The sequence below is a fragment of the Nocardia halotolerans genome (genome assembly GCF_042650145.1).
GTDB classification, from domain to species: Bacteria; Actinomycetota; Actinomycetes; order Mycobacteriales; family Mycobacteriaceae; genus Nocardia; species Nocardia halotolerans.
Genome location: NZ_JBHSDL010000001.1, coordinates 12,673 through 32,551 on the forward strand (window position 1 = coordinate 12,673; position 19,879 = coordinate 32,551).

16 protein-coding genes are annotated in these 19,879 nt (G+C 68.9%); 9 read left to right on the forward strand and 7 right to left on the reverse strand.

Features of this window, described 5'->3' with window-relative positions; all coding sequences use genetic code 11:
• Positions 1-2: 2 nt before the first annotated feature.
• On the forward strand, positions 3-653 hold the full coding sequence (lexA, locus tag ACFO5K_RS00060; RefSeq protein ID WP_378555005.1) for a transcriptional repressor LexA: 651 nt from the start codon (positions 3-5) through the stop codon (positions 651-653).
• A 17-nt stretch (positions 654-670) separates the two neighbouring features.
• Here lexA and ACFO5K_RS00065 read toward each other — a convergent pair whose 3' ends face one another.
• A complete protein-coding gene (locus ACFO5K_RS00065; RefSeq protein WP_378555006.1) occupies positions 671-1,627 on the reverse strand; it encodes a DUF2332 domain-containing protein in 957 nt (318 codons plus the stop codon).
• 178 nt (positions 1,628-1,805) lie between these two features.
• Here ACFO5K_RS00065 and ACFO5K_RS00070 point away from each other — a divergent pair, with 178 nt between their 5' ends.
• The 4 genes from ACFO5K_RS00070 (at position 1,806) to ACFO5K_RS00085 (ending at position 8,859) form a co-directional block, all read left to right on the forward strand.
• Positions 1,806-2,777 carry a helix-hairpin-helix domain-containing protein gene (locus tag ACFO5K_RS00070; protein WP_378555007.1) on the forward strand — a complete coding sequence of 324 codons (972 nt, stop codon included), beginning with the start codon at positions 1,806-1,808 and terminating at the stop codon, positions 2,775-2,777.
• A gap of 124 nt (positions 2,778-2,901) precedes the next feature.
• Positions 2,902-6,099 (forward strand): ComEC/Rec2 family competence protein, encoded by a 3,198-nt coding sequence (locus ACFO5K_RS00075; protein WP_378555008.1) that lies wholly within the window; start codon positions 2,902-2,904, stop codon positions 6,097-6,099.
• A 238-nt stretch (positions 6,100-6,337) separates the two neighbouring features.
• Positions 6,338-7,309, forward strand: a complete 972-nt coding sequence (holA, locus tag ACFO5K_RS00080; RefSeq protein WP_378555009.1) for a DNA polymerase III subunit delta — start codon at positions 6,338-6,340, stop codon at positions 7,307-7,309.
• Positions 7,310-7,578: 269 nt separating this feature from the next.
• Positions 7,579-8,859, forward strand: a complete 1,281-nt coding sequence (locus tag ACFO5K_RS00085; protein ID WP_378555010.1) for an LCP family protein — start codon at positions 7,579-7,581, stop codon at positions 8,857-8,859.
• A 6-nt stretch (positions 8,860-8,865) separates the two neighbouring features.
• Here ACFO5K_RS00085 and ACFO5K_RS00090 read toward each other — a convergent pair whose 3' ends face one another.
• The gene (locus ACFO5K_RS00090) at positions 8,866-9,111 is read right to left on the reverse strand and encodes a hypothetical protein (RefSeq protein WP_378555011.1); all 246 of its coding nucleotides are present in this window, start codon (positions 9,109-9,111) and stop codon (positions 8,866-8,868) included.
• 97 nt (positions 9,112-9,208) lie between these two features.
• Positions 9,209-9,469, reverse strand: coding sequence for a 30S ribosomal protein S20 (rpsT, locus tag ACFO5K_RS00095; protein WP_378555012.1), 261 nt, complete (start codon positions 9,467-9,469; stop codon positions 9,209-9,211).
• Between the two features lie 337 nt (positions 9,470-9,806).
• Between rpsT and ACFO5K_RS00100 the strand changes: the two genes are divergently transcribed.
• A complete protein-coding gene (locus ACFO5K_RS00100) occupies positions 9,807-10,583 on the forward strand; it encodes an aquaporin (protein WP_378555013.1) in 777 nt (258 codons plus the stop codon).
• Positions 10,584-10,643: 60 nt separating this feature from the next.
• Here the strand turns inward: ACFO5K_RS00100 and ACFO5K_RS00105 are convergent, their stop codons facing one another.
• Positions 10,644-11,195 carry a type II toxin-antitoxin system PemK/MazF family toxin gene (locus tag ACFO5K_RS00105; RefSeq protein ID WP_378555014.1) on the reverse strand — a complete coding sequence of 184 codons (552 nt, stop codon included), beginning with the start codon at positions 11,193-11,195 and terminating at the stop codon, positions 10,644-10,646.
• Between the two features lie 106 nt (positions 11,196-11,301).
• On the opposite strand from ACFO5K_RS00105, the gene lepA reads away from it, so the two are divergent.
• The gene (gene lepA, locus ACFO5K_RS00110; RefSeq protein WP_378555015.1) at positions 11,302-13,161 is read left to right on the forward strand and encodes a translation elongation factor 4; all 1,860 of its coding nucleotides are present in this window, start codon (positions 11,302-11,304) and stop codon (positions 13,159-13,161) included.
• Between the two features lie 3 nt (positions 13,162-13,164).
• On the opposite strand, the gene ACFO5K_RS00115 is transcribed toward lepA, so the two are convergent.
• Genes ACFO5K_RS00115 through ACFO5K_RS00125 form a run of 3 tightly spaced genes read right to left on the reverse strand, consistent with a single transcriptional unit; the run spans position 13,165 to position 15,496 of the window.
• On the reverse strand, positions 13,165-14,394 hold the full coding sequence (locus ACFO5K_RS00115; protein WP_378555016.1) for a sensor histidine kinase: 1,230 nt from the start codon (positions 14,392-14,394) through the stop codon (positions 13,165-13,167).
• A complete protein-coding gene (locus tag ACFO5K_RS00120) occupies positions 14,391-15,083 on the reverse strand; it encodes a response regulator transcription factor (RefSeq protein WP_378555017.1) in 693 nt (230 codons plus the stop codon). Before ACFO5K_RS00120 ends, ACFO5K_RS00115 begins: the two co-directional genes overlap by 4 nt.
• Positions 15,084-15,118: 35 nt before the next feature.
• A complete protein-coding gene (locus ACFO5K_RS00125; protein ID WP_378555018.1) occupies positions 15,119-15,496 on the reverse strand; it encodes a hypothetical protein in 378 nt (125 codons plus the stop codon).
• 278 nt (positions 15,497-15,774) lie between these two features.
• Between ACFO5K_RS00125 and ACFO5K_RS00130 the strand changes: the two genes are divergently transcribed.
• Together ACFO5K_RS00130 and ACFO5K_RS00135 are read left to right on the forward strand one after the other, a co-directional pair.
• On the forward strand, positions 15,775-18,027 hold the full coding sequence (locus ACFO5K_RS00130; RefSeq protein WP_378555019.1) for a hypothetical protein: 2,253 nt from the start codon (positions 15,775-15,777) through the stop codon (positions 18,025-18,027).
• A 45-nt stretch (positions 18,028-18,072) separates the two neighbouring features.
• Entirely contained in the window at positions 18,073-19,875 is a 1,803-nt protein-coding gene (locus ACFO5K_RS00135) for a hypothetical protein (protein ID WP_378555020.1), read from the forward strand.
• Positions 19,876-19,879: the final 4 nt, after the last annotated feature.

The following is a 19,879-nucleotide window of genomic DNA, read 5'->3' on the forward strand; positions in this document are numbered from 1 at the left end:
CGGTGACCGCATACGACGACCTCGACTACCTCGACACCGCGAACCTGCCCCCGCGCAGACAACACATCCTCGCCGTGATCAGGGATTCGGTGCTCGCCCACGGCTACCCGCCCAGTGCCAGAGAGATAGCCGACGCGGTGGGTCTGCGTTCCACCTCCACGGTGTCCAAACACCTCAGAGCGCTCGAGGACGACGGTTTCCTGCGCCGCAGCGCCTCGATGACCCGGCCCATCGACGTGCGCATGTTCCTGCGCGGCGCATCCGGCCCCGACTCCGATTCCGCGGTCACGGTGCCCGTTGTCGGCGACATCGCGGCAGGCGCCCCGATCACCGCCGACCAGCACACCGACGACGTCCTCACCCTGCCGCGTGAACTGGTCGGTCGCGGTGAGGTTTTCGGTCTGCGTGTGCGGGGCGACTCGATGATCGATGCTGCCATCTGCGACGGCGACCTCGTGGTGGTCCGCAGCCAGCGCGAGGCGAACTCCGGTGACATCGTCGCCGCCATGATCGGCGACGAGGCCACCGTCAAGGTGTACCGCCGCCGCAACGGCCACATCCGTCTCGAACCGTGCAACCCCGCCTACTCGGTGATCGACGGCGACGAAGCGACAGTCATCGGCAAGGTGGTCTCGGTCATGCGCCGGCTCTGAGGTTGCCCGTCCTGTTCCTATCCGAACCAGTCCAGCGTCTGCCCGTGCGGACCGGCATACGCGAGCGGCACCTCGTCCATCGCCACCACCATCCGAGCGCTCCCCGAATCCACTTCGGGGAGCGCGCCGATCAGCCACGGAAGCACCCCCGCCCCTTCCTGTGAAATCCACCTGCACGGTAACCCCCGCACCATCGCCCGGAACTCGTGCCGTGCGCTGATCGGCAGGTAGGCCAGCACCGCACTGTGGAAGATCACCACCGTGCTGTCGGTGGGAGCGGCGGACACGAGTTCGGTGACCCGCTGAGTCAGATCGCCGGTCACCAGCCTCGGCGGGTCCGTTGCCGCGATGTCGCAGGCGGCGCGCAATCTCGCCACACGGTGGTCTTGCCCCGGCCAGATCAGCGCGGTCAACCAGTCTCGGTCTCCCCGGTCGGTGGCATCGAGCGGGTGTAAGTCCACGCCTGCGCGATGCACCACTCGGGGCATTGCCGCCGGAATGGGCACCGGCCCGGTCATCTGGCACGCCAACAACACCGGTGATTCGCCGTCCGGCGGGTCCAGCGCGACCTCGCCGTATCGATAGCTGAAACGGTCCGGATACAGGCACAATCCCGCGGAGGCCCCCACCTCGATGAGCGAGAGCGGGCCTGGCAGTTCGGCCAGGGCGGGCAGCAGCGCCGCCATGCGCCCGACCTCGTTGGTCTGTGTGCGGCGAGCCAATGCGGTCGCCGAGATGGCAGCCCAGTTCCGGCAGAGCTGCTCGCGGAACTCGCCGTAGGACGGCGCATCCACTCCATGTATGCGTGCGGCTGCCAGCACCAGGTTGGGTTGTTGTTTGTCCGTGGGCAATTGGGCTATCAACGCCAAAACCGCTGGATCGTCCGCGATCTCGAGCGCACGCCGGTGGTAGAGCGGCGAGTTGTCTCGGGCCTCTCGAATGGCGAAGTCGCGAAATCGATGCGCCAGGGTCATGGGTATCTGCGTACAGGGAATCGGCCATGGGCGCACCGTATTCGGTGCGTCTGCTGGATTTCGCGGCCGACGAGCCGATCAGGCGGAGTTGTCCACAGGGGCGAGGTTATCCACAGGTTAGTTGAAAGCGCTGGTTGCTAGGGGTTTCGGACTTCTGTGGTGATTTAGCGTCGCTGCCATGTCACGACACGAAGAGCACGAGCGGGTACGGCAGCGGCTGGGCGGGCTGGCGGTGCACGACGCACCACGGTCGAACGCACTGGAGCGAGAGGAGGCGGGCGACGGCGCTGTGATGACCGATCAGCACGCCAGAGTCGGCGCGGGGCGCTGGGGCGATGATGAGCTTCCGGTGGGGGAGGTACCGCCAGGACAGGTGGGAAAGCCTGGCTGGCTCGATGATGGAGCCGATGCGCGTGGCCGGAATTCACTGGTACCGGCTCGGTTTCGGCAGGCTCGGCTGGATCCGGGCCGGCGTGGCGCGCTGGCACTGGGGGTGGTGGGACTGGTCGCGATGGTGTTGACGGCGGTGATGGTGGTCCGCGATCGGCCGGTGGCGCAGTCGGTGCCGTCGGTACCCGCGGTGCGGGCCGAAGCTCCCACTCCGCGCTCGGATCCGACCGCCGTGGTCGCCGCGGTGGCCAATTCGGGCCCGAGCGAGAACATCGAACTCGTCGTCAGCGTGGTCGGTTTGGTCGAGCGGGCAGGGCTGCACCGGGTGCCCGGCGGGGCCCGTGTCGCCGATGCCATCGAGATCGCCGGTGGAGCCAGGGCTGGGGCCGATCTGGTCGGCTTGAATCTCGCGCAACGGCTCACCGACGGCGACCAGGTCGTTGTCGGGGCTTCCGACCCGCAATCAGGGCAGCCCCGACTGGGTAGTGCCATGATCAGCGCCGCCGGCTCCGGGCCGGGCCGGAATTCGGTCGGCGCCGGTCCGGATACCAACATCACCGGTGGCGCCGGCCGCGTCGACCTGAACACCGCGACCGAAGCCGAACTCGACGCGCTGCCGGGCGTCGGACCGGTCACCGCGAAAGCGATCCTCGCCTGGCGCGCCACGAACGGCCGGTTCACCGAGGTGACTCAGCTCAGCGAAGTGGACGGCATCGGTCCGGCCCGGCTGGCTCGGCTGCGTGACCTGGTCACCACGTGACCTTCTCTGGTGATCCCGGCAGAGCTGATCGCCTTGTCGCGGGATTCGAGCAGCGCCGGAAGTGGTGGCGTGGGGGCCGATCTGTACTCGTGCGGTCAGGCGACGGTATTCGGATGGTCCACGGATGAGGACCGTGCACAGTGCCGATGCGATCGAGCAGGACCAACCCGAACACCAGGTTCTCGATATGCGGTTGGTGCCGGCGGCGCTGGGGTGCTGGGCGGCCACCCTGGTCGCTTTGACACTCGGATGGTTGGCGGGGGTGGCGATAGCTGTCGCCGCGGTGGTGGTGGCGATCGGTTCGTGGGTCGTGCTGTTGTGGGCCGCTGCGCACCGGCGGGAACGGTGGCGGGTGGTGGCCGTCGCGGCATTGGCGACCATGGTGCTCACGGCGGGGTTCGCGGCGGCGGCCGCGTGGCGCGAGCACCACGTGCAGGCGCACCCGTTACGAGATTTCTTCGGGCGCACCGCCACCGTGGTGGCGGTGATCGACGACGACGCCAAGCAGATTCGGGCCGGTTCGTTCGGTGAGCAGCGGCGGTGGGTGGTCCGGGCGAGTTTGCAGGAGTTCGAGAGCAGACCGAGCCGAGTACGGGCCGGTGGTGCGCTCATCATCCTCGCGGCCGGAGAGCAATGGGCGGAACTGATCCCTGGCCAGGTGGTTCGGTTGCGGGCGAAGGTGATGGAACCGACCCGGTCAGACCTGACCGTGGCCGCCCTCCGGGCGATCTCGGCACCGGAGCCCATCGGAGTGCCGCCGTGGTGGCAGCGACTGGCCGCCGACGTGCGCGGTGATCTGTCAGAAGCCGCCGCGCGGGCGCTGCCACCCGCTGCGGCGGGACTGCTGCCCGCACTGGTAGTCGGTGACACCAGCGCGCTGTCCACGGACGTACGGGACTCGTTCGAAATCGCCGGGCTCCAGCATCTGTGCGTGGTGAGCGGTGCGAACTTCACCATTCTGCTGACCGCTCTGCTCGCCCTGACACGGGTGCTCACCGCCGGACCGCGGACCAGCGCCGCAGCTGCGGTGGGGGCGGTTGTCGTGTTCATTGTTCTCGCCCGTCCCGACCCCAGCGTTCTCCGGGCAGCAGCGATGGGATCGGTGACGGTGTTGGCACTGCTCACCGGTCGGCGCAAACAGGCCCTGCCGGCCTTGTGCGCGGCGGTGATCGGATTGCTCGCTGTCGCACCGCAATTGGCGGTGAGTGCGGGGTTCGCCCTGTCGGTGGTCGCCACGGCGGGGCTGATCCTGCTCGCGCCGAGCTGGGCGGATTGGTTGCGAGCGCGGGGATGGTGGCGTGCTCCCGCCGAGATCGTGGCGGTCTCGGCGGGCGCCTTCGTCGTCACGCTGCCGCTGATGGTCGCATTGTCGGGGCGGGTGAGCTCGGTGGCGATCGTGGCAAACGCTCTGGTGGCACCCGTGGTCGGGGTGATCACCGTGATCGGTGCGGTAGGCGCGGTTCTGGCCTGCGTGTGGATCGACGCGGCGGTGTGGGTGTTGTGGTGCGCGCGGCCGCCGCTGTGGTGGTTGCTCGGAGTGGCCGACCATCTCGCCGCCATCCCCGGCGCCACGGTGACGGTGCGATCCGGTCTCGTAGGTGGCCTGATCACCGCCGCGATCGTGATCCTGCTGGTGGCGGTGCTGCGCTGGCCACGGCCTCGCCGGCTACTCACCGTGGCGGTGCTGGGCATCGCGCTGGTGCTCGTGCCGACGCGGCTCTGGCAGCCCGAGTGGCCACCCGCCGGTTGGGTGCTGGCGATGTGCGATGTCGGCCAGGGTGACGGCCTCGCGCTGGCGGTCGGCCCCGGCTCCGCGGTGGTCATCGACACCGGTCCCGATCCCCGCTCGATCCGCCGCTGCCTGGACCGTCTCCGGATCACCCACGTCCCGCTGCTCGTCCTCACTCACCCCCACGCCGACCACATCGGCGGCCTTTCCGGGGCGATCCGCGGCCGCACTGTCGACGCCATCGCCACCGCCCCGGGAGAACTCCGTCCCACTACCGGCGGCCGCTGCCCGACTGCAACACCACTGCACCGACCGACCAACACGGGCCGACCGGTCAACCCCGCACCGACTGTTGCCCCAGGGGCGCCGACTGTCACCCCAGGCGTGGTGACCGATGGCCCAGGGGTGCTGACTGATGGCTCAGGTGTGCCGACTGTTGCCCCAGGCGTGGTGACTGTTGCCCCAGGCGTGGTGACTGATGGCCCAGGCGTGGTGACTGATGGCCCAGGGGTGCCGACTGTTGCCCCAGGCGTGGTGACTGATGGCCCAGGGGTGCTGACTGATGGCTCAGGTGTGCCGACTGTTGCCCCAGGCGTGGTGACTGTTGCCCCAGGCGTGGTGACTGTTGCCCCAGGCGTGGTGACTGTTGCCCCAGGGGTGCCGACTGATGGCCCAGGGGTGCCGACTGTTGCCCCAGGGGTGCCGACTGATGGCCCAGGCGTGCCGACTGTCGCCCGGCGCGTGCCGACTGTTACCACACCCGTGCTGCCATTCACTCCGCCGACGATGTCCGTTGGGCGATCAGTGGAACTGCTCGCCTCCTGCCCCGGGATATCCACCAGTGGCCGCGAACATCCGCGGGCGGAGGTCGGTGCCGGACACTCGGAAACCCATGATGATGCGGGCAGGAGCGGGGGAGTGGTGGAGGTGATCGATGCCGCGGAGGCAGCGGGGATTCCGTTGCTGGAATTGTCTGCGGGGCAGGTGCTGAGTTTCGGGAGTGTCGAGCTGACCGTTCTTGCTCCGGGGCGGTCGGCGTCGGTGGGGGCGGAGGGCGCCAATGATCGATCACTGGTGGTGCGGGCTCGGACGCCGGTGGGGACGGTGCTGTTCACCGGTGACATCGAGGCGCAAGCGCAGGGAGAGGTGATGCGCGGCAGAGATATTCGAACCGACATTCTCAAAGTGCCGCACCACGGTTCACGTACCACCACTCCGGAGTTCCTGCGCGCGGTCGGTCCGCGGCTGGCATTGGTGAGCGCGGGCGCGGACAACAGTTTCGGGCACCCGCATGCGAGTGTCGTCACCGCGCTGGCGGCGCTCGGCACCACGATCGCGCGTACCGATCATCACGGTGACGTGGTGGTCTTCGGTACGGTCGCCGACCTGCGTACCGCTACTTCGCGTCGTCGTCGTGCAGGTGTACCCGCTCGGCGATGGCCTGCAGGATGTCCACCCGGTCGGTGGGGACCTCGATGCGCAGCACCACGCCGTCTGGGCGAGCCGCGAAGGAGAAGACGAAGAACGAGCAGCAGTTCGATTCCCGAGCCGTCAGGTCGCGGGCGGTCGCTTCGGCTTCGGGGGCGAGAGTGAGTTCGAGGACCGCCGGATCGGGGCGGGCGGCCGAACGTACCGACTGGGCGAAGAGCTGATCGAACTCGGCCAAACGCAGCGGGACGTCGGTGCTGGGCAGAGTGCACGAGGTAGGCGCCCAGTTCGGTGCGGGGATATCGACAGGCATGAAACCCAGGGTAGGCCGATTGATGTGGGCGCGGAAGGAGGCCGAAGGGCGGGCCGGGCCACTGTCGGTGCGCCTACGTAGGATCGCCTCGTGAGCGAACGCCCTGCCGCGGTGCATCTGGTTCTCGGTGACGAGGAGCTGCTGGTCGAACGCGCGGTGGCGCGGGTGATGAGTGAGGTCCGTGCCGGTGTGCCCGATCCGGACGCTGTGCCCATCGACCGGCTGCGTGCCGGTGACGCGAGCACTGCCGAACTGGCGGAACTGTTGAGCCCGTCGCTGTTCGCCGAGGATCGGGTGATCGTGCTCGAATCAGCGGCCGAGGCGGGCAAGGACGCGGTCGCGGTGATCACCGAGGCCGCCGCCGACCCGCCGGACGGCGTGGTGCTGATGGTGCTGCACTCCGGTGGTGGCCGCGCCAAAGCGCTGGTGCCCACGCTGCAGAAGCGGGGCGCGATCGTGCACGAATGCGCGAAACTCACCAAGCCCGCCGAACGCATGGAGTTCGTGCGCGGGGAATTCCGGGCCGCCGGTGTCAAGGTGGGCGGTGAGGCGATGCAGGTCCTCATCGAGTCCGTCGGCTTCGATCTGCGCGAATTGGCCGCCGCCTGTTCACAACTGGTGTCCGACACCGGCGGCAAGGTCGACGTGACGGCGATTCGCCGTTACTACTCCGGCCGGGCCGAGGTGACCGGTTTCGATGTCGCCGAACTCGCCGTCAGCGGTGACCGGCCCGCGGCGATGGAAGCCCTGCGCTGGGCCACTGATCGGGGTGTACCGCACGTGCTGCTCGCCGATGCTCTGGCCGACTCGGTGCACACCATCGCCAAAGTCGGTTCGGCGGGACGCGGTGACCCGTTCAAACTCGCCCAGCAACTCGGTATGCCGCCGTGGAAGGTGAAGAAGGCCCAGGCCCAGGCCCGGGGCTGGAACCCGGCCACGATCGGCACCGCCCTGGGTGTGGTCGCCACCCTCAACGCCGACGTCAAGGGCGGCGCGGCGGACGCCACCTACGCCGTCGAACACGCGTTGTCACGCATTCTCGACCTCCGCGCCGCGGGCTGACCCCAGGCCGGGCTTCCGGCTGACCCGAGAACGCGCGCAGCACCCGAGTCGCGCCCGGCCAACTCCCCAGCTGGCCCCAGCTGACTCCCGGGCCCGTCGCGCTGGCTGCTGAAGCAGAGGCATTGTTCGGCCGGGCTTGTTCCCAGCTGACCCCAGCTGACCCCAGCTGATTCCAACCGAAGCACCGGGAGTACCCGGTTCGCCACCACCCAATCGGGACCGAATCGCGATGTCTGTCCGCTATCGCAGCTGGCAGAGTTGATCGTGACATGGATGAGCCGACCAGTGCTGCGGCCGGCGAGCGCGGACGACATCGACGCGCCCGGGGTTCCCTGCGGCGTGCGGCGCGAACGCTGATCAAGTGGTTCACCGCGGGGTTGTCGGCGGCGATCGTGGCTGTCACCGCCTACGGATGGGCCACCGCGGGCAGTTTCGACGCGGGGTTCCTGCGTTCGGACGCCCTGGGTGAGGACGCGCCACACTCGCTCGGCGGTGACCTCAACATCCTGCTGATCGGCCTGGACACCCGCCGTGACCAGAACGGCGAGGAACTGCCCCGCCGGATTCTCGAGCAACTGCACGCCGGTGACGGCGACGAGGGTGGCTACAACGCCAATACCTTGATCCTGGTGCATATTCCGGCCGACCTGGACAAGATCGTCGCGGTGTCGATCCCACGCGACGACTATGTCCGGGTTCGTGGCATCCCCGGCTACACCCACGCCAAGATCAAGGAAGCCTACGGTTTGAAGAAGGCGGCGGTGCAGGAGCAGCTGATCGCCCGTGGGGTCACCGACCGCCGGCAGCTCGAGCAGCAGAGTCGCGAAGCCGGTCGCGCCTCGATCGTCGCGGCGGTGCGTGAGCTGACCGGGGTGCCGATCGACCGGTTCGCCGAGGTCACCCTGGCCGGCTTCTACGATCTGGCCGCGGCGCTCGGCGGCGTGCAGGTGTGCCTGAACAATCCGGTGCGCGACCTGGAGTTCTCCGGCGCGGACTTCCCGGCGGGCCGCCAGCATCTCGACCCGGCGCAGGCGCTGGCGTTCGTGCGGCAACGGCACGGACTAGAGCACGGCGATCTGGATCGCACCCACCGCCAGCAGGCGTTCCTCACTTCGGTGGCGTGGCAGCTGCGTCAGGCGGGAACCCTCACCGATCCGGGTAAGCTCTCGGCGCTGATGGATGTGGCGCACCGCAATATCGTGCTCTCCGACGGCTGGGACATGACCGAGTTCGTTCGCACGCTCGGCAGCGCCGAGGACCCGCAGATCGAATTCCGGACCCTGCCGGTGCTGCGTTACGCCATGATCAACGGCCAGCACGTGAACATCGTCGACCCCGTGGCGATCCGCCGCGAGATCGCCGCCGCGTTCGGCACGCCCCTGACCACCACGGCCCCGGCCACCTCGACCCGGCGGCTCACGCAGCGCACCGAAGCGCCCGCGGTGTGGTCCTCGGGTGGGCGGTCCGGGCCGTCCACGACGAGTGCGCCCGACGTGGGCGACCCGGTTCGCAGCGATGTCACCTCGGGCCGGATCCCTTGTGTGAACTGAGCGGGCTCACTCGCCGATGACGGCCAGCGCCTCCTCGTCCTCTTCGAGATCCTCGTAGCGGCCTTCCCACTCGTCGTAGAGGGGGACCTCGTCCTCACGGGTGACGATCCACGCGGCGACATAGTTGCCGTCCTCGTCGGGCACCATCACGTTCTCGATCTTGAGGCCGAGTCCCAGGATCTCCGCGGCGCGGACCACCTCGGCCAGGTCTTCGCCTCGTACCACCGTTTGATTCGCGTACACCGTCAACATGCGCGGAATGGTAGCCGACGACAAAAGCCGCCGTGGTCATCGAGGCCACGGCGGCTGCGTCTTGCGAAGTGTGAACCGGGTACAGGACCCGGGTGGATCAGATCTTGTTCAGAGCCAGCGCGAGCGCGGACTTCTTGTTGGCCGCCTGGTTGGCGTGGATGACGCCCTTGGACGCGGCCTTGTCGAGCTTGCGGCTCGCGAACTGCAGCTGCGCGGCAGCCTTTTCCTTGTCACCGCTGGCAGCAGCTTCACGGAAGGTGCGGATCGCGGTGCGCAGCGCGGACTTGACCGACTGGTTGCGCTGACGCGCTTCCTCGTTGGTACGGATCCGCTTCATCTGGGACTTGATGTTGGCCACGCCTGTATCCTCTGGTTTCCTGTCGCTGGGTGGTATGCCTTGAAAGCTCGTTGGGCGCGCGCCCACGATGCAGCAGATGGTGCTGAACTACGGGTAACACCGCGCCGAAGGTCGAGGTTACCAGCTCGGGGGCGCGCCGCGAAATCGCCCCTACCCCGCCGTCCGGCGTCACACCGGTCGCCGCGATGAAGGCCGCGAGCTGCCGAAGCGGTTTGTTCTCACACGCCGTGACCGACCCTGAGATCATTGTACTGGGTGTCTACCAGGCGTAACGTCCAGTTCGCTCGTGCGGACCCCGCTCGCCGCGGGGATCATTCTCCCGGAGAGGTGGTCGCTGGTGTCGCTCACTGCACAGGAACTCACGGAACCCGAAGTCGTACCCGAACCCAAGAAATGGGCCGCGGAAGGTCTGGGCACCTTCCTTCTGGTCATAGGTGGGGTGGGCACCGCGGTCATCGCCGGTGACCGGGTGGGCGCGCTCGGCGTCGCACTGGCCTTCGGTCTGACGCTGATGTTCCTCGTCTACTCCATCGGGCCGATCTCGGGGTGTCACGTCAATCCCGCGGTGACGCTCGGGCAGTTGCTGCTCGGCCGGGTCACGCCGCTTTCGGCGGTGGGCTACTGGATCGCCCAGCTCGTCGGTGGTCTGCTGGCCGGCCTGGTGTTGTTCGCGGTGGCCAAGAATCTGCCCGCCTACGACCGGTCCGTCGACGGACTGGCAGCCAACGGGTGGGGTGATCACAGTCCGTCGGCGGCCACCGGCCCGCTGGGAGAGGTGGTGGTGCAGGGCGGGTACGGGATGGCGGCGATGATCATCATCGAGGTGATGCTCACCGCGGTGCTGGTGTTCGTCGTGCTCGCCTCGACCGACCGCATCTCCGATGTCCCGATGGCCGGCTTGTCGATCGGTGTCACGCTCGCCGTGATCCACCTGATCTCGATCCCGGTCGACAACACCTCGGTCAACCCGGCCCGCAGCCTCGCCGTCGCCCCCTATCAGGACGGTGCGATGGGGCAGGTGTGGGCATTCTTCGTGTTCCCGCTGATCGGCGGCGTGCTGGGCGCGCTGGTCTACGGCTCGATCTTCGGCCGGTCCAGGGATGTGCTGAGCTAGGCCCCGATTCGACACCGACCCCCGGCCCGGCCACGCCGGATCGGGGGTTCACTCGTCGATTCAGCTCCAGCTGTATTCGGCGACCAGGCGGTGCGCGACCAGGTCGAAGGTGCGGCGCTCCACGATCGCGCCCTCGCGCCGGATACCGTCCTCGGGCACATCGAGCACCCGGTCCAGCCGCACCCAGCTGGCCCGGCCCGCGTGATCCCATGGTCCCGAGCCGATGCCGACCCAGTTGCGGTCGTGCGCGCGTTCGGGTTTCGACGACAGCATCAGCCCGAGCAGCGTCCTGCGGTCGCGACCGACCACGAGGACCGGGCGGTCCTTACCGTTGGTGGGGTCCTCTTCGTAGGGCACCCACGTCCACACCACCTCGCCGGGATCGGCGCGCCCGTCCAGCTGCGGGCAGTACACGATCTGGCGGGCACGATGCGCGGTGGGTACCGGCGTCGAGGCGGTCGGGCGGACCGCCACGGCCGGGCCCGGCTTGGTCCCCAGCGCCCCCACCAGCTTCTCGAGCAGCCGCGGGCCCTGCTTGCGCACGATCTTCGGCCCCTGCTCCTTGGCGATCACGCCGAGCTGCTTGCCGAGAGTGTTCCAACTGCTGGCCATGCTTGGAATATAACGGTGACTCGCACAACAGTGCACCGGTGACGAAGCCGCCGATCCCGTCATGGGACGATGAACGCGAGTTCGCCGATACCCCTCGAGGAGTGGAGTGGCTTCCAGTTTTGCCGACACGACGTTCACCGATCCGTCCCGGATCCGGAACTTCTGCATCATCGCCCACATCGACCATGGCAAGTCCACCCTGGCCGATCGGATGTTGCAGCTGACCGGTGTGGTCGAGGACCGCGCCATGCGCGCCCAGTACCTGGACAGGATGGACATCGAGCGCGAGCGCGGCATCACGATCAAGGCGCAGAACGTGCGGTTGCCCTGGACGATCGAGACCGAGTCCGGTCGCGACGAGTATGTGATGCACCTGATCGACACCCCGGGCCACGTCGACTTCACCTACGAGGTGTCGCGTGCGCTCGAGGCCTGTGAGGGCGCGATCCTGCTGGTCGACGCCGCCCAGGGCATCGAAGCGCAGACCCTGGCCAACCTGTACCTGGCGTTGGAGAAGGATCTGACGATCATCCCGGTGCTGAACAAGATCGACCTGCCCGCGGCCGACCCCGACCGTTACGCCGCCGAGCTGGCTCATATCGTCGGGTGCGAGCCCGAGGATGTGCTGCGGGTCTCGGGCAAGACCGGCGTCGGCGTCACCGAGCTGCTCGACGAGGTGATCAAGACGGTGCCCGCCCCGGTGGGTGACTCCGACGCCCCGGCGCGCGCGATGATCTTCGACTCGGTCTATGACACCTACCGCGGTGTGATCACCTACATCCGCGTGGTGGACGGCAAGATCACTCCGCGCGAGAAGATCAAGATGATGTCGACCGGCGCGACCCACGAGCTGCTCGAGGTGGGCATCGTCTCGCCCGAACCCAAACCCACGCGGGGCCTGGGGGTCGGCGAGGTGGGTTACCTCATCACCGGGGTGAAGGACGTGCGCCAGTCGAAGGTCGGTGACACGGTGACCAGCGCCCGCAACGGCGCCGCCACCCCGCTCGTCGGCTACCGGGAACCGCGCCCGATGGTCTACTCGGGTCTGTACCCGGTCGACGGCTCGGACTACCCGGACCTGCGCGACGCACTGGACAAGTTGCAGCTCAACGATGCCGCGCTGACCTATGAGCCGGAGACCTCGGTGGCGCTGGGCTTCGGTTTCCGCTGCGGCTTCCTCGGTCTGCTGCACATGGAGATCACCCGCGAACGTCTGCAGCGCGAGTTCGGCCTCGACCTCATCTCCACCGCGCCGAACGTGGTGTACCGGGTGGAGATGGAAGACAGCACCGAGCACATCGTCACCAATCCCTCGTACTGGCCCGAGGGCAAGTCCCGCTCGGTGTTCGAGCCGATCGTGAAGTGCACGGTGATCTCGCCGAGCGAATTCATCGGTTCCATCATGGAGCTGTGCCAGGCCCGCCGCGGTGAGCTCGGCGGCATGGACTACCTGTCGGAGTCGCGCGTGGAGCTGCGCTACACGATGCCGATGGCCGAGATCATCTTCGACTTCTTCGACTCGCTCAAGTCGCGCACCCGCGGCTACGCCAGCCTCGACTACGAGGAGTCGGGTGAGCAGCAGGCCGACCTGGTGAAGGTCGACATCCTGCTCCAGGGTGAGGCGGTCGACGCGTTCAGCGCCATCGTGCACCGTGACGCGGCCCAGGCCTACGGCCACAAGATGACCACCAAGCTGCGTGAACTCATTCCGCGTCAGCAGTTCGAGGTGCCCATCCAGGCGGCGATCGGTTCGAAGATCATCGCGCGTGAGAACATCCGCGCCATCCGCAAGGATGTGCTCGCCAAGTGCTACGGCGGCGACATCAGCCGTAAGCGCAAGCTGCTCGAGAAGCAGAAGGAGGGCAAGAAGCGCATGAAGACCATCGGCCGGGTCGACGTGCCGCAGGAAGCCTTCGTGGCCGCGCTGTCCTCGGACGCCGCCTCGGACAAGCCGAAGGGTAAATAGCTCTCAGCCCGGCTCGGCGGCGACGCGCACGATCAGTCGCGTGCCGCCGAGCGGGCTGTGAGTGAGTTCTGCTGTGCCGCCGTGTAATTCGGCTTGCTGACGTACCAGCGCCAGGCCGAGCCCCGAGCCGGGGGAGCCGGGTCGTTTGGCGAAGCGCTCGAATGCGGTGCGCGACAGGTGTTGCGGGATGCCGGTGCCATTGTCGTCGATGACGATACGAACGCCGTCGTCGTCGGTTCGGGCGCTCACGGTGATCTCGGTGGCGTGCCCGTGCTCGACCGCGTTGCCGACCGCGTTGGTCACCACCAGCATGATTCCGCCGGGCAGCCCGGACATCGGTATCGGATCGCACTCGGTGAGCGCGATGGCCACTGCGGGTTGGGTGCGTCTCGCGTTCTGCACCGCACGGTCCAGGGTTTCGCAGAGCTCGAACGGCTCGAAGGCGCTGCGGTCGGTCAGCTCGCCGACTGCGAGCCGTTCGAGGTCGGTGAGGGTGTGCTCGACCTGACGTTCGGCGGCGAGCACTTCGGTGAGCACGCCCGCGCGCTGGTCGGCGGGTAGTTCGCCGCCGGCGAGTACCTGCAGGTCGGTGCGCATCGCCGTGAGCGGGGTGCGCAGTTCGTGTGCGCACACCGCGGCGAAATCGCGGGCACTGGTCAGTGCCTGGTTCGTTTCGCTGTGCGCGGTCTCGAGCCGCGCCAGCATGCGGTTGATCGCCTCGGAAAGTTCCTCGGCCTCCCGGACACCACGTCCCGACAGCGGTGGCAGCGCGTCGAGCGTGTCGATCTCGTGGGTGGCGCCGGCCAGCCTGCGCAGGGGGCGTGCGGCGAAACCGGCCAGTACCCAACCCAAGCAGGCCGCGACGAGCACGCCGGCCACACCGACGCCGAGACCGATCAGCTGACTGCGGCCGATCGCCGCGTCGACGAGGGCGCGATCCGGACTCAACCGGACGACCAGGCCCGGCGCTCCCCGCACATCGGTCAGCGCCGGGTCCAGTGGTTGGGTGGGCGCCATGTCCGGGGCGGTCTCGATCGGTACCGGAAGTCGGGTATCGGAGTCGGCCACCTCGACGCGCATCGTCGATACGGTTTGATCGAACTGCCGCGCGCCCGCCACCTCCAGCAAGGCCGCGTAGGTGAAGCCGAGGGTGATCGTCACCAGCGCAGCCACTACCGCCGAGACCAGCGCCACCCGCGTGCGCAACGACCACGACCCGGTGGTGTGCTTCACGGCTGATCCCGCAACACGAAACCGACACCGCGCACCGTATGGACCACTCGTGCAACACCATTCGCCTCGAGTTTGCGGCGCAGGTACGACACGAACACGTCGACCACGTTCGTGTCGGTGGCGAAGTCGTAGCCCCAGACCGTGGCCAGGATCTGCTCGCGGTCGAGCACGATACCGGCGTTGCGGGCCAGCACCGCAAGCAGTTCGAACTCGCGCTTGGTGAGTTCGACCGACCGCCCGTCCGCGCGCACCCGATGACCCGCCGGATCGATCACCACCGCCCCGACCTGGATCGTCTCCCCGGGGGGCGCGCCGGTCGTCGGCCTGCGCCGCAGCAGCGCGCGCAACCGGGCGACGAGCTCACCCAGGTCGAACGGTTTGGTGAGGTAGTCGTCGGCGCCGCGTTCCAGCGCGGCGATCCGGTCGGTGACCGCGCTGCGTGCGCTGAGCACACAGATGGGAATGTCGTTGCCCAGCGCGCGCAGCGCGGTCACCACGCCGACGCCGTCGAGCTCGGGCATGTTCACATCGAGCACCATGGCATCGGGTGCCGCGGATCGCACCAGGGTGAGGGCCTGGGCGCCGTCGCTCGCTGTGAGGACGTCGAAGCCGGACAATTCCAGGCCACGGCGCAGCGAGGAAAGCACGCGGACCTCGTCGTCGACGACCAAGATCTGCTCTCCAGTCATCGGCTCACCCTAGTGTGATCGGCTGTCATTGCTGGTCAGCGCGGGCGCGGCGGGTGAACGACCACCTGCTGTGCCGGTGCGGTCGGCTGTGCGGGCCCGGTTTCGACCGAGTCGGCATCGATCCCCGTGCACTCGCCGACCGCGTCGGCACCGGGCAGGGCGGGCGCGGCAGGTCTGAAGTCGATGCCGGAAACTGCTCCCGGCGCGTCGAGGACGACCCGTTGGGACTCGGTGAGCGCGCCGGGGGCAGCTCCGTCGCGGGGTGGCACGCACAGCACGATTGTCCGGCTGGGGTCACCCAACCCGGGGGTCTCACCGGGGGTGGCCGAGGCGACTCCCGCGGCGGTGCCGGTGAGCAGTGCGACGCCGCCGAGCAGCGAGACGGTGCGGATACGGCCGGAGAATGAGGTCATGGTCGATTGCTCCTGAAGTTCGGTTCCGCCGACTCCATCGGTCGGCGAGTTCCGACGTTAAGTGGGCGATCTTCACGCTTGATTGAGCAATCGTTAGAGTTCTGTGGGGATCCGATGCCCCTGGTTCCACCGTCTCGCCGAAAGGTGTTGCCGGCCATAAGGTGGGGCCGACCGTTCTGTGCGAATGACAGTTCGGACTTCCGGAAATAGTGTTGGATGATCCTCACTTCACCTCGATCGTGGTGAGGGGATTCCGCGGTGCGAGTGTTGGAGCCAGAATGACCCGTGATCTGCCTTTGGACGACGGTGATGCGCGCGAGGAGGGCTCCGACACGGCCTACCGGGTGGCCAACGGCGTCGCCCGGGTAGCGCGGGCGGGCGCCTATGTCACCGGTGGCGCGCTGGTCGCGGCCAACGGGACCGCACCCGAGCAGGGCACCAGCAGTGCCGACAGTCGTTACGCCGGTTGGTCGTCGCAGACCCTGCCCGCCGATCCGAGCCCGGACGCACCCAGCCCGGTCATGACTTTCCCCGACCTGCCCGCCGAACCCCAGCCCGGCCCGCTGACCCCGCACCTGCCCTTCGGTGGGCAGACGTCCTTCGACAACGAGGTCACGATGGTCGCGCGGTCGGCCGAAAGCGGCGGGCGTCCCGAGATTCCCGGCTCCGACGGCGAACGCGAAATGCGTATCCCCGGTACCGACGACGACTCGAACGGCATCGGCATTCCCTCCTACGGCCCGGCCCGGCCGGGCTTCGGCCACGGCGACGACGGCTTCGGAACACCGGAGTCCGACGGCCCCGGTAGCGGTATCGATCTGCCCGGCTTCGGTGGTCTGCCGGGCGACGGCATCGGTATCCCCGGCTACGACGGGTTGCCCGGTGGCATCCCGGGATTCGACGGGCTGCCCGGGGCGGGGATCCCCGGCTTCGACGGTCTTCCGGGCCACGGCGCCGGGCTGCCCGGTTTCGGTGCCGATAACGGGTTCGGCAACTCCGGCCTCGACGGCCTTCCCGGCGCGTCCGGCCCGGTCGCGGGCGGCGGCGGGCAGGGCGGCCTGTTCGACGGCATCGGCGACCTGGACGGGTTCTTCGACGGTGTCGGCGCCATGGTGACCTCCGAGTGGCAGGTCGACATGCACGCGGGCCTGGACGGCGTGTGGTTCACCTCGCAGATGAAGGTGGATCTGCAGGTCGGCAAGGTCGGTGACGAACTCGACGACTACAGCCAGTGGCTCAGCGACGGAATCCGGATCCCCGGTGACACGAACGGAGGCGCCGGACTCGGCAACGGCCCCGCCGCACCGGCGGGTCCCGGTGCCCCGACCGGTGATGCCGCGAGCAACGGCGCCGCTGTGCCCGGGGCTTCGACCACAGGCGTCGCTGCCGACGGCTCGACGACCGCAGGTGCCGGAGCGGCGGGCACAGGGCCCGCGCTGACCGGTTCCCCGGCGAGTGGTGTCGGTGCGGCCGGTCCGTCGGCGGGCAGTGGCGGTGTGGCCGGTTCATCGGCGCTGCCCGGGCCTTCGACCGGTGCGCCGAGCGCCGGCGCCACGTTGCCCGGTCCTTCGGCCGGCTTGTCCGGTGCCCCCGCACCTGTGGTCGCCGCCCCGGCCCCCGTCGCGCCCATCGCCACCGCTCCGCCCGCCCCCGCGCCGGCCCCGGTAGCCACCGCTCCTGTGCCCGTGGCGCCGGTCGCTCCCGTGGCCGTCAGCCCGGTGGTGAACACACCGCTGCAGACGACCATCCAGCCCGATGCGGCGTCGACCCCGATCGCGAACGTGCTCGACGGTCCCGGGTCGGGGGCTTCGCCGCTGACCGCACCCGCCGCGGCGGTGCCCGACCTGTTCCGCCCGACCACGCCGGCCGAGCCGGTGGTGCTGCCCGAGCCGTCGGCCACCACCCCGGCCACGCAGCCGACGACACCGTCGGTCACCGAGCCGACCACCGCGCCGACCGTGGACCTCACCACCCCCTCGACGGTGCCGCTGCCCACCGCCACCGTGCCGCTCGTGCCCGAGATCACCACCCCGACCACCGGTGTCACGGTCCCTGTCACACCCACCGTCCCCGACGACGGCGCCACCACTCAGCCGGGTACCGGCACCGGTGAGGCGACAACTCCGAGTACCCCGACACCCACCGTGGATGTGCCCACCCCGACAGACACTCAGCCGACAGAGACCCAGCCGACCAACACCCAACCGACAGAGACTCAGCCGACCGCCACACAACCGACTGCGACCCAGCCGACCGCGACGATGCCCGTCGAGCAGCCGACGGCGCCGACCAAGCAGCCCACGGCCACCGTCGATGTCCCCACCATCGACACCCCGCCGCCGGCGGCCACTGTGCAGCCGACGATCGCCCCGGTGCAGCCCTCGGCTGTGGAGATCAAGCCGATCGCTGCCGAATTCGCTTTCGACGGCGGCTACTATGGCGCCTCGGCCGGTTTGTTCGATTCGGGTGTGGGTGGCGCCGAGCTGTCCACGGTGTTTCCCGCCGAACACCATGGGTACGACTTCGTCTAGTCCCGCGCCCGGGGCCGGGTACACGAAACGAGAGTGAGGAACGGGTTGTCTGCCGCAGCCGGACTACAGGCCGCGACGGTGAAGCATCCTGATGTGATGGCCCCGGTCGTGTCGCTCGTCGACGAACTGCGGCAGCTGGTCCGCTCGGGCGGCCGTGACGACCTCGATGCCCGCCTGGGCATGGTCCGCGCCCGGCTCAGCGATCCGCGGGTGCGCGTGGTGGTCGTCGGTGAACCGCAGGCCGGGATGAGCACGCTGGTCAACAGCATGGTCGGGAGCCCGGTCAGCGCGACCGACGGAAAGCCGAGCGTCCCGGTGATCGTCGAATACGGGTCATCGCCGGGCGCCACACTGGTGAAGTCGGGCCAGCGCGGCCGGGTCGAACGGGTACCGGTGGACCCGCTGAATCCGGGTCCGGCACTGACCTCCCTCGGTGTGCTGCGGGCCGAATTCGCCGAGCCGAGCCCACTGCTGGCCGACGGACTGGTGATGATGGACGCGCCGGGGGCCACCACCCACGACAAGGTCGCCTGGTCGATGATCGCGGCCGCCGACGTGGTGCTCTACGCCGCCGATTCCGCCGCCGAACTGACCGAAGCCCAGCTGGACTACCTGCGCCGGGTCGAGCGGGTCTGCCCCGCGGTGGTGTGCGTGCTCACCAGGATCGACCGCAATCCGCACTGGTCGGCGACCCAGCGGCGCAATCGCGTCCTGCTCGACGCCGCCGGCCTGAACTTCGCCGTGGCCCCGGTGTCGGCGGTGCTGCACCGGCAGGCCACCGAGACCGGGGATCAGCAGCGTGACATCGAGTCCGGGGTGCCCCAGCTCATCGACCACCTGATCGAAACCGTGGTGACCCAGGCCGATGCGGTCGCGATAGCGGCTGCGGTGCGAGACATCGCCATGGTCACCGACCAGCTCACCGTCACCCTGCGGGCCGAGGCCGAGGCCCTGCGTGACCCGCGCAAGCGCGCCGAGATCACCCAGCGCCTGGCCGCCGCCAGAGCCGAGGCCGACCAGCTGCGCCAGCGCACCGCCACCTGGCAGGTGACCCTGGTCGACGGCAGTGCCGAGCTCAGCGCCGACATCGAACACGATCTGCGGCACCGGCTGCGGACCCTGGTCCGCGAGGCCGAAGCCGAGATCTCGCGCACCGATCCGGTCATCAAGTGGGCCGAGTTCGCCTCCGAACTCGACGCGCGGATCTGCGAGGCCGTCGAGGAGAACTTCGTGATGGCGCACTATCGCGCCGTCGAACTCTCCGAGCAGGTCGCGGCGAAGTTTCCACCGCACAATCGCACCCCGCCGCTGCCCGAGCTGCGCCTGACCAACCCCGGCGAAGTCCTCGAACCGGTGCAGTCGCTGGAGACGCTGGAAAGCGCGCACGCCGGTATCGGCCAGCAGGTGCTCTCGGCCCTGCGTGGTTCCTACGGCGGCATCCTCATGGTGGGCCTGGCCACCAGCCTGCTCGGCATGGGGCTGGTCAACTGGTACTCCGCCGGGGCCGGTGTGCTGCTGGGTGTGAACGCGTTGTGGGACGACCGCCGAAACCGCAAGCAGCGCAGGCAAGCCGAGGCCAAGGTGGCCGTGGGCCGGCTCGCCGACGACGTGATCTTCCAGGTGGGCAAGGAATCCCGCAACCGGCTGCGCGCACTGCAACGGGTGCTGCGCGACCACTACACCGACCTCGCCGGCGAGGTCGCGCGCACCGCCGACGACGCGCTGCGCGCCGCCGAGGAGGCGGGTCTGCGCTACGGCGACCACCGTGAGCTGCGCATCACCGAGATCGATGCGGGCCTGCGCACGGTGGCCGCGCTGCGTCAGCGCGCCGAACGACTCGCCTACTGACCGC

What these genes read in the sequence shown, in the direction of transcription:
- ACFO5K_RS00125 (WP_378555018.1), bottom strand. Translation starts at nt 15,496, where the DNA reads ATGACCTCATTCTCCGGCCGTATCCGCACCGTCTCGCTGCTCGGCGGC.
- ACFO5K_RS00090 (WP_378555011.1), bottom strand. Translation starts at nt 9,111, where the DNA reads ATGTTGACGGTGTACGCGAATCAAACGGTGGTACGAGGCGAAGACCTG.
- ACFO5K_RS00065 (WP_378555006.1), bottom strand. Translation starts at nt 1,627, where the DNA reads ATGACCCTGGCGCATCGATTTCGCGACTTCGCCATTCGAGAGGCCCGA.
- ACFO5K_RS00070 (WP_378555007.1), top strand. Translation starts at nt 1,806, where the DNA reads ATGTCACGACACGAAGAGCACGAGCGGGTACGGCAGCGGCTGGGCGGG.
- ACFO5K_RS00120 (WP_378555017.1), bottom strand. Translation starts at nt 15,083, where the DNA reads ATGACTGGAGAGCAGATCTTGGTCGTCGACGACGAGGTCCGCGTGCTT.
- ACFO5K_RS00075 (WP_378555008.1), top strand. Translation starts at nt 2,902, where the DNA reads ATGAGGACCGTGCACAGTGCCGATGCGATCGAGCAGGACCAACCCGAA.
- ACFO5K_RS00130 (WP_378555019.1), top strand. Translation starts at nt 15,775, where the DNA reads ATGACCCGTGATCTGCCTTTGGACGACGGTGATGCGCGCGAGGAGGGC.
- ACFO5K_RS00085 (WP_378555010.1), top strand. Translation starts at nt 7,579, where the DNA reads ATGGATGAGCCGACCAGTGCTGCGGCCGGCGAGCGCGGACGACATCGA.
- ACFO5K_RS00105 (WP_378555014.1), bottom strand. Translation starts at nt 11,195, where the DNA reads ATGGCCAGCAGTTGGAACACTCTCGGCAAGCAGCTCGGCGTGATCGCC.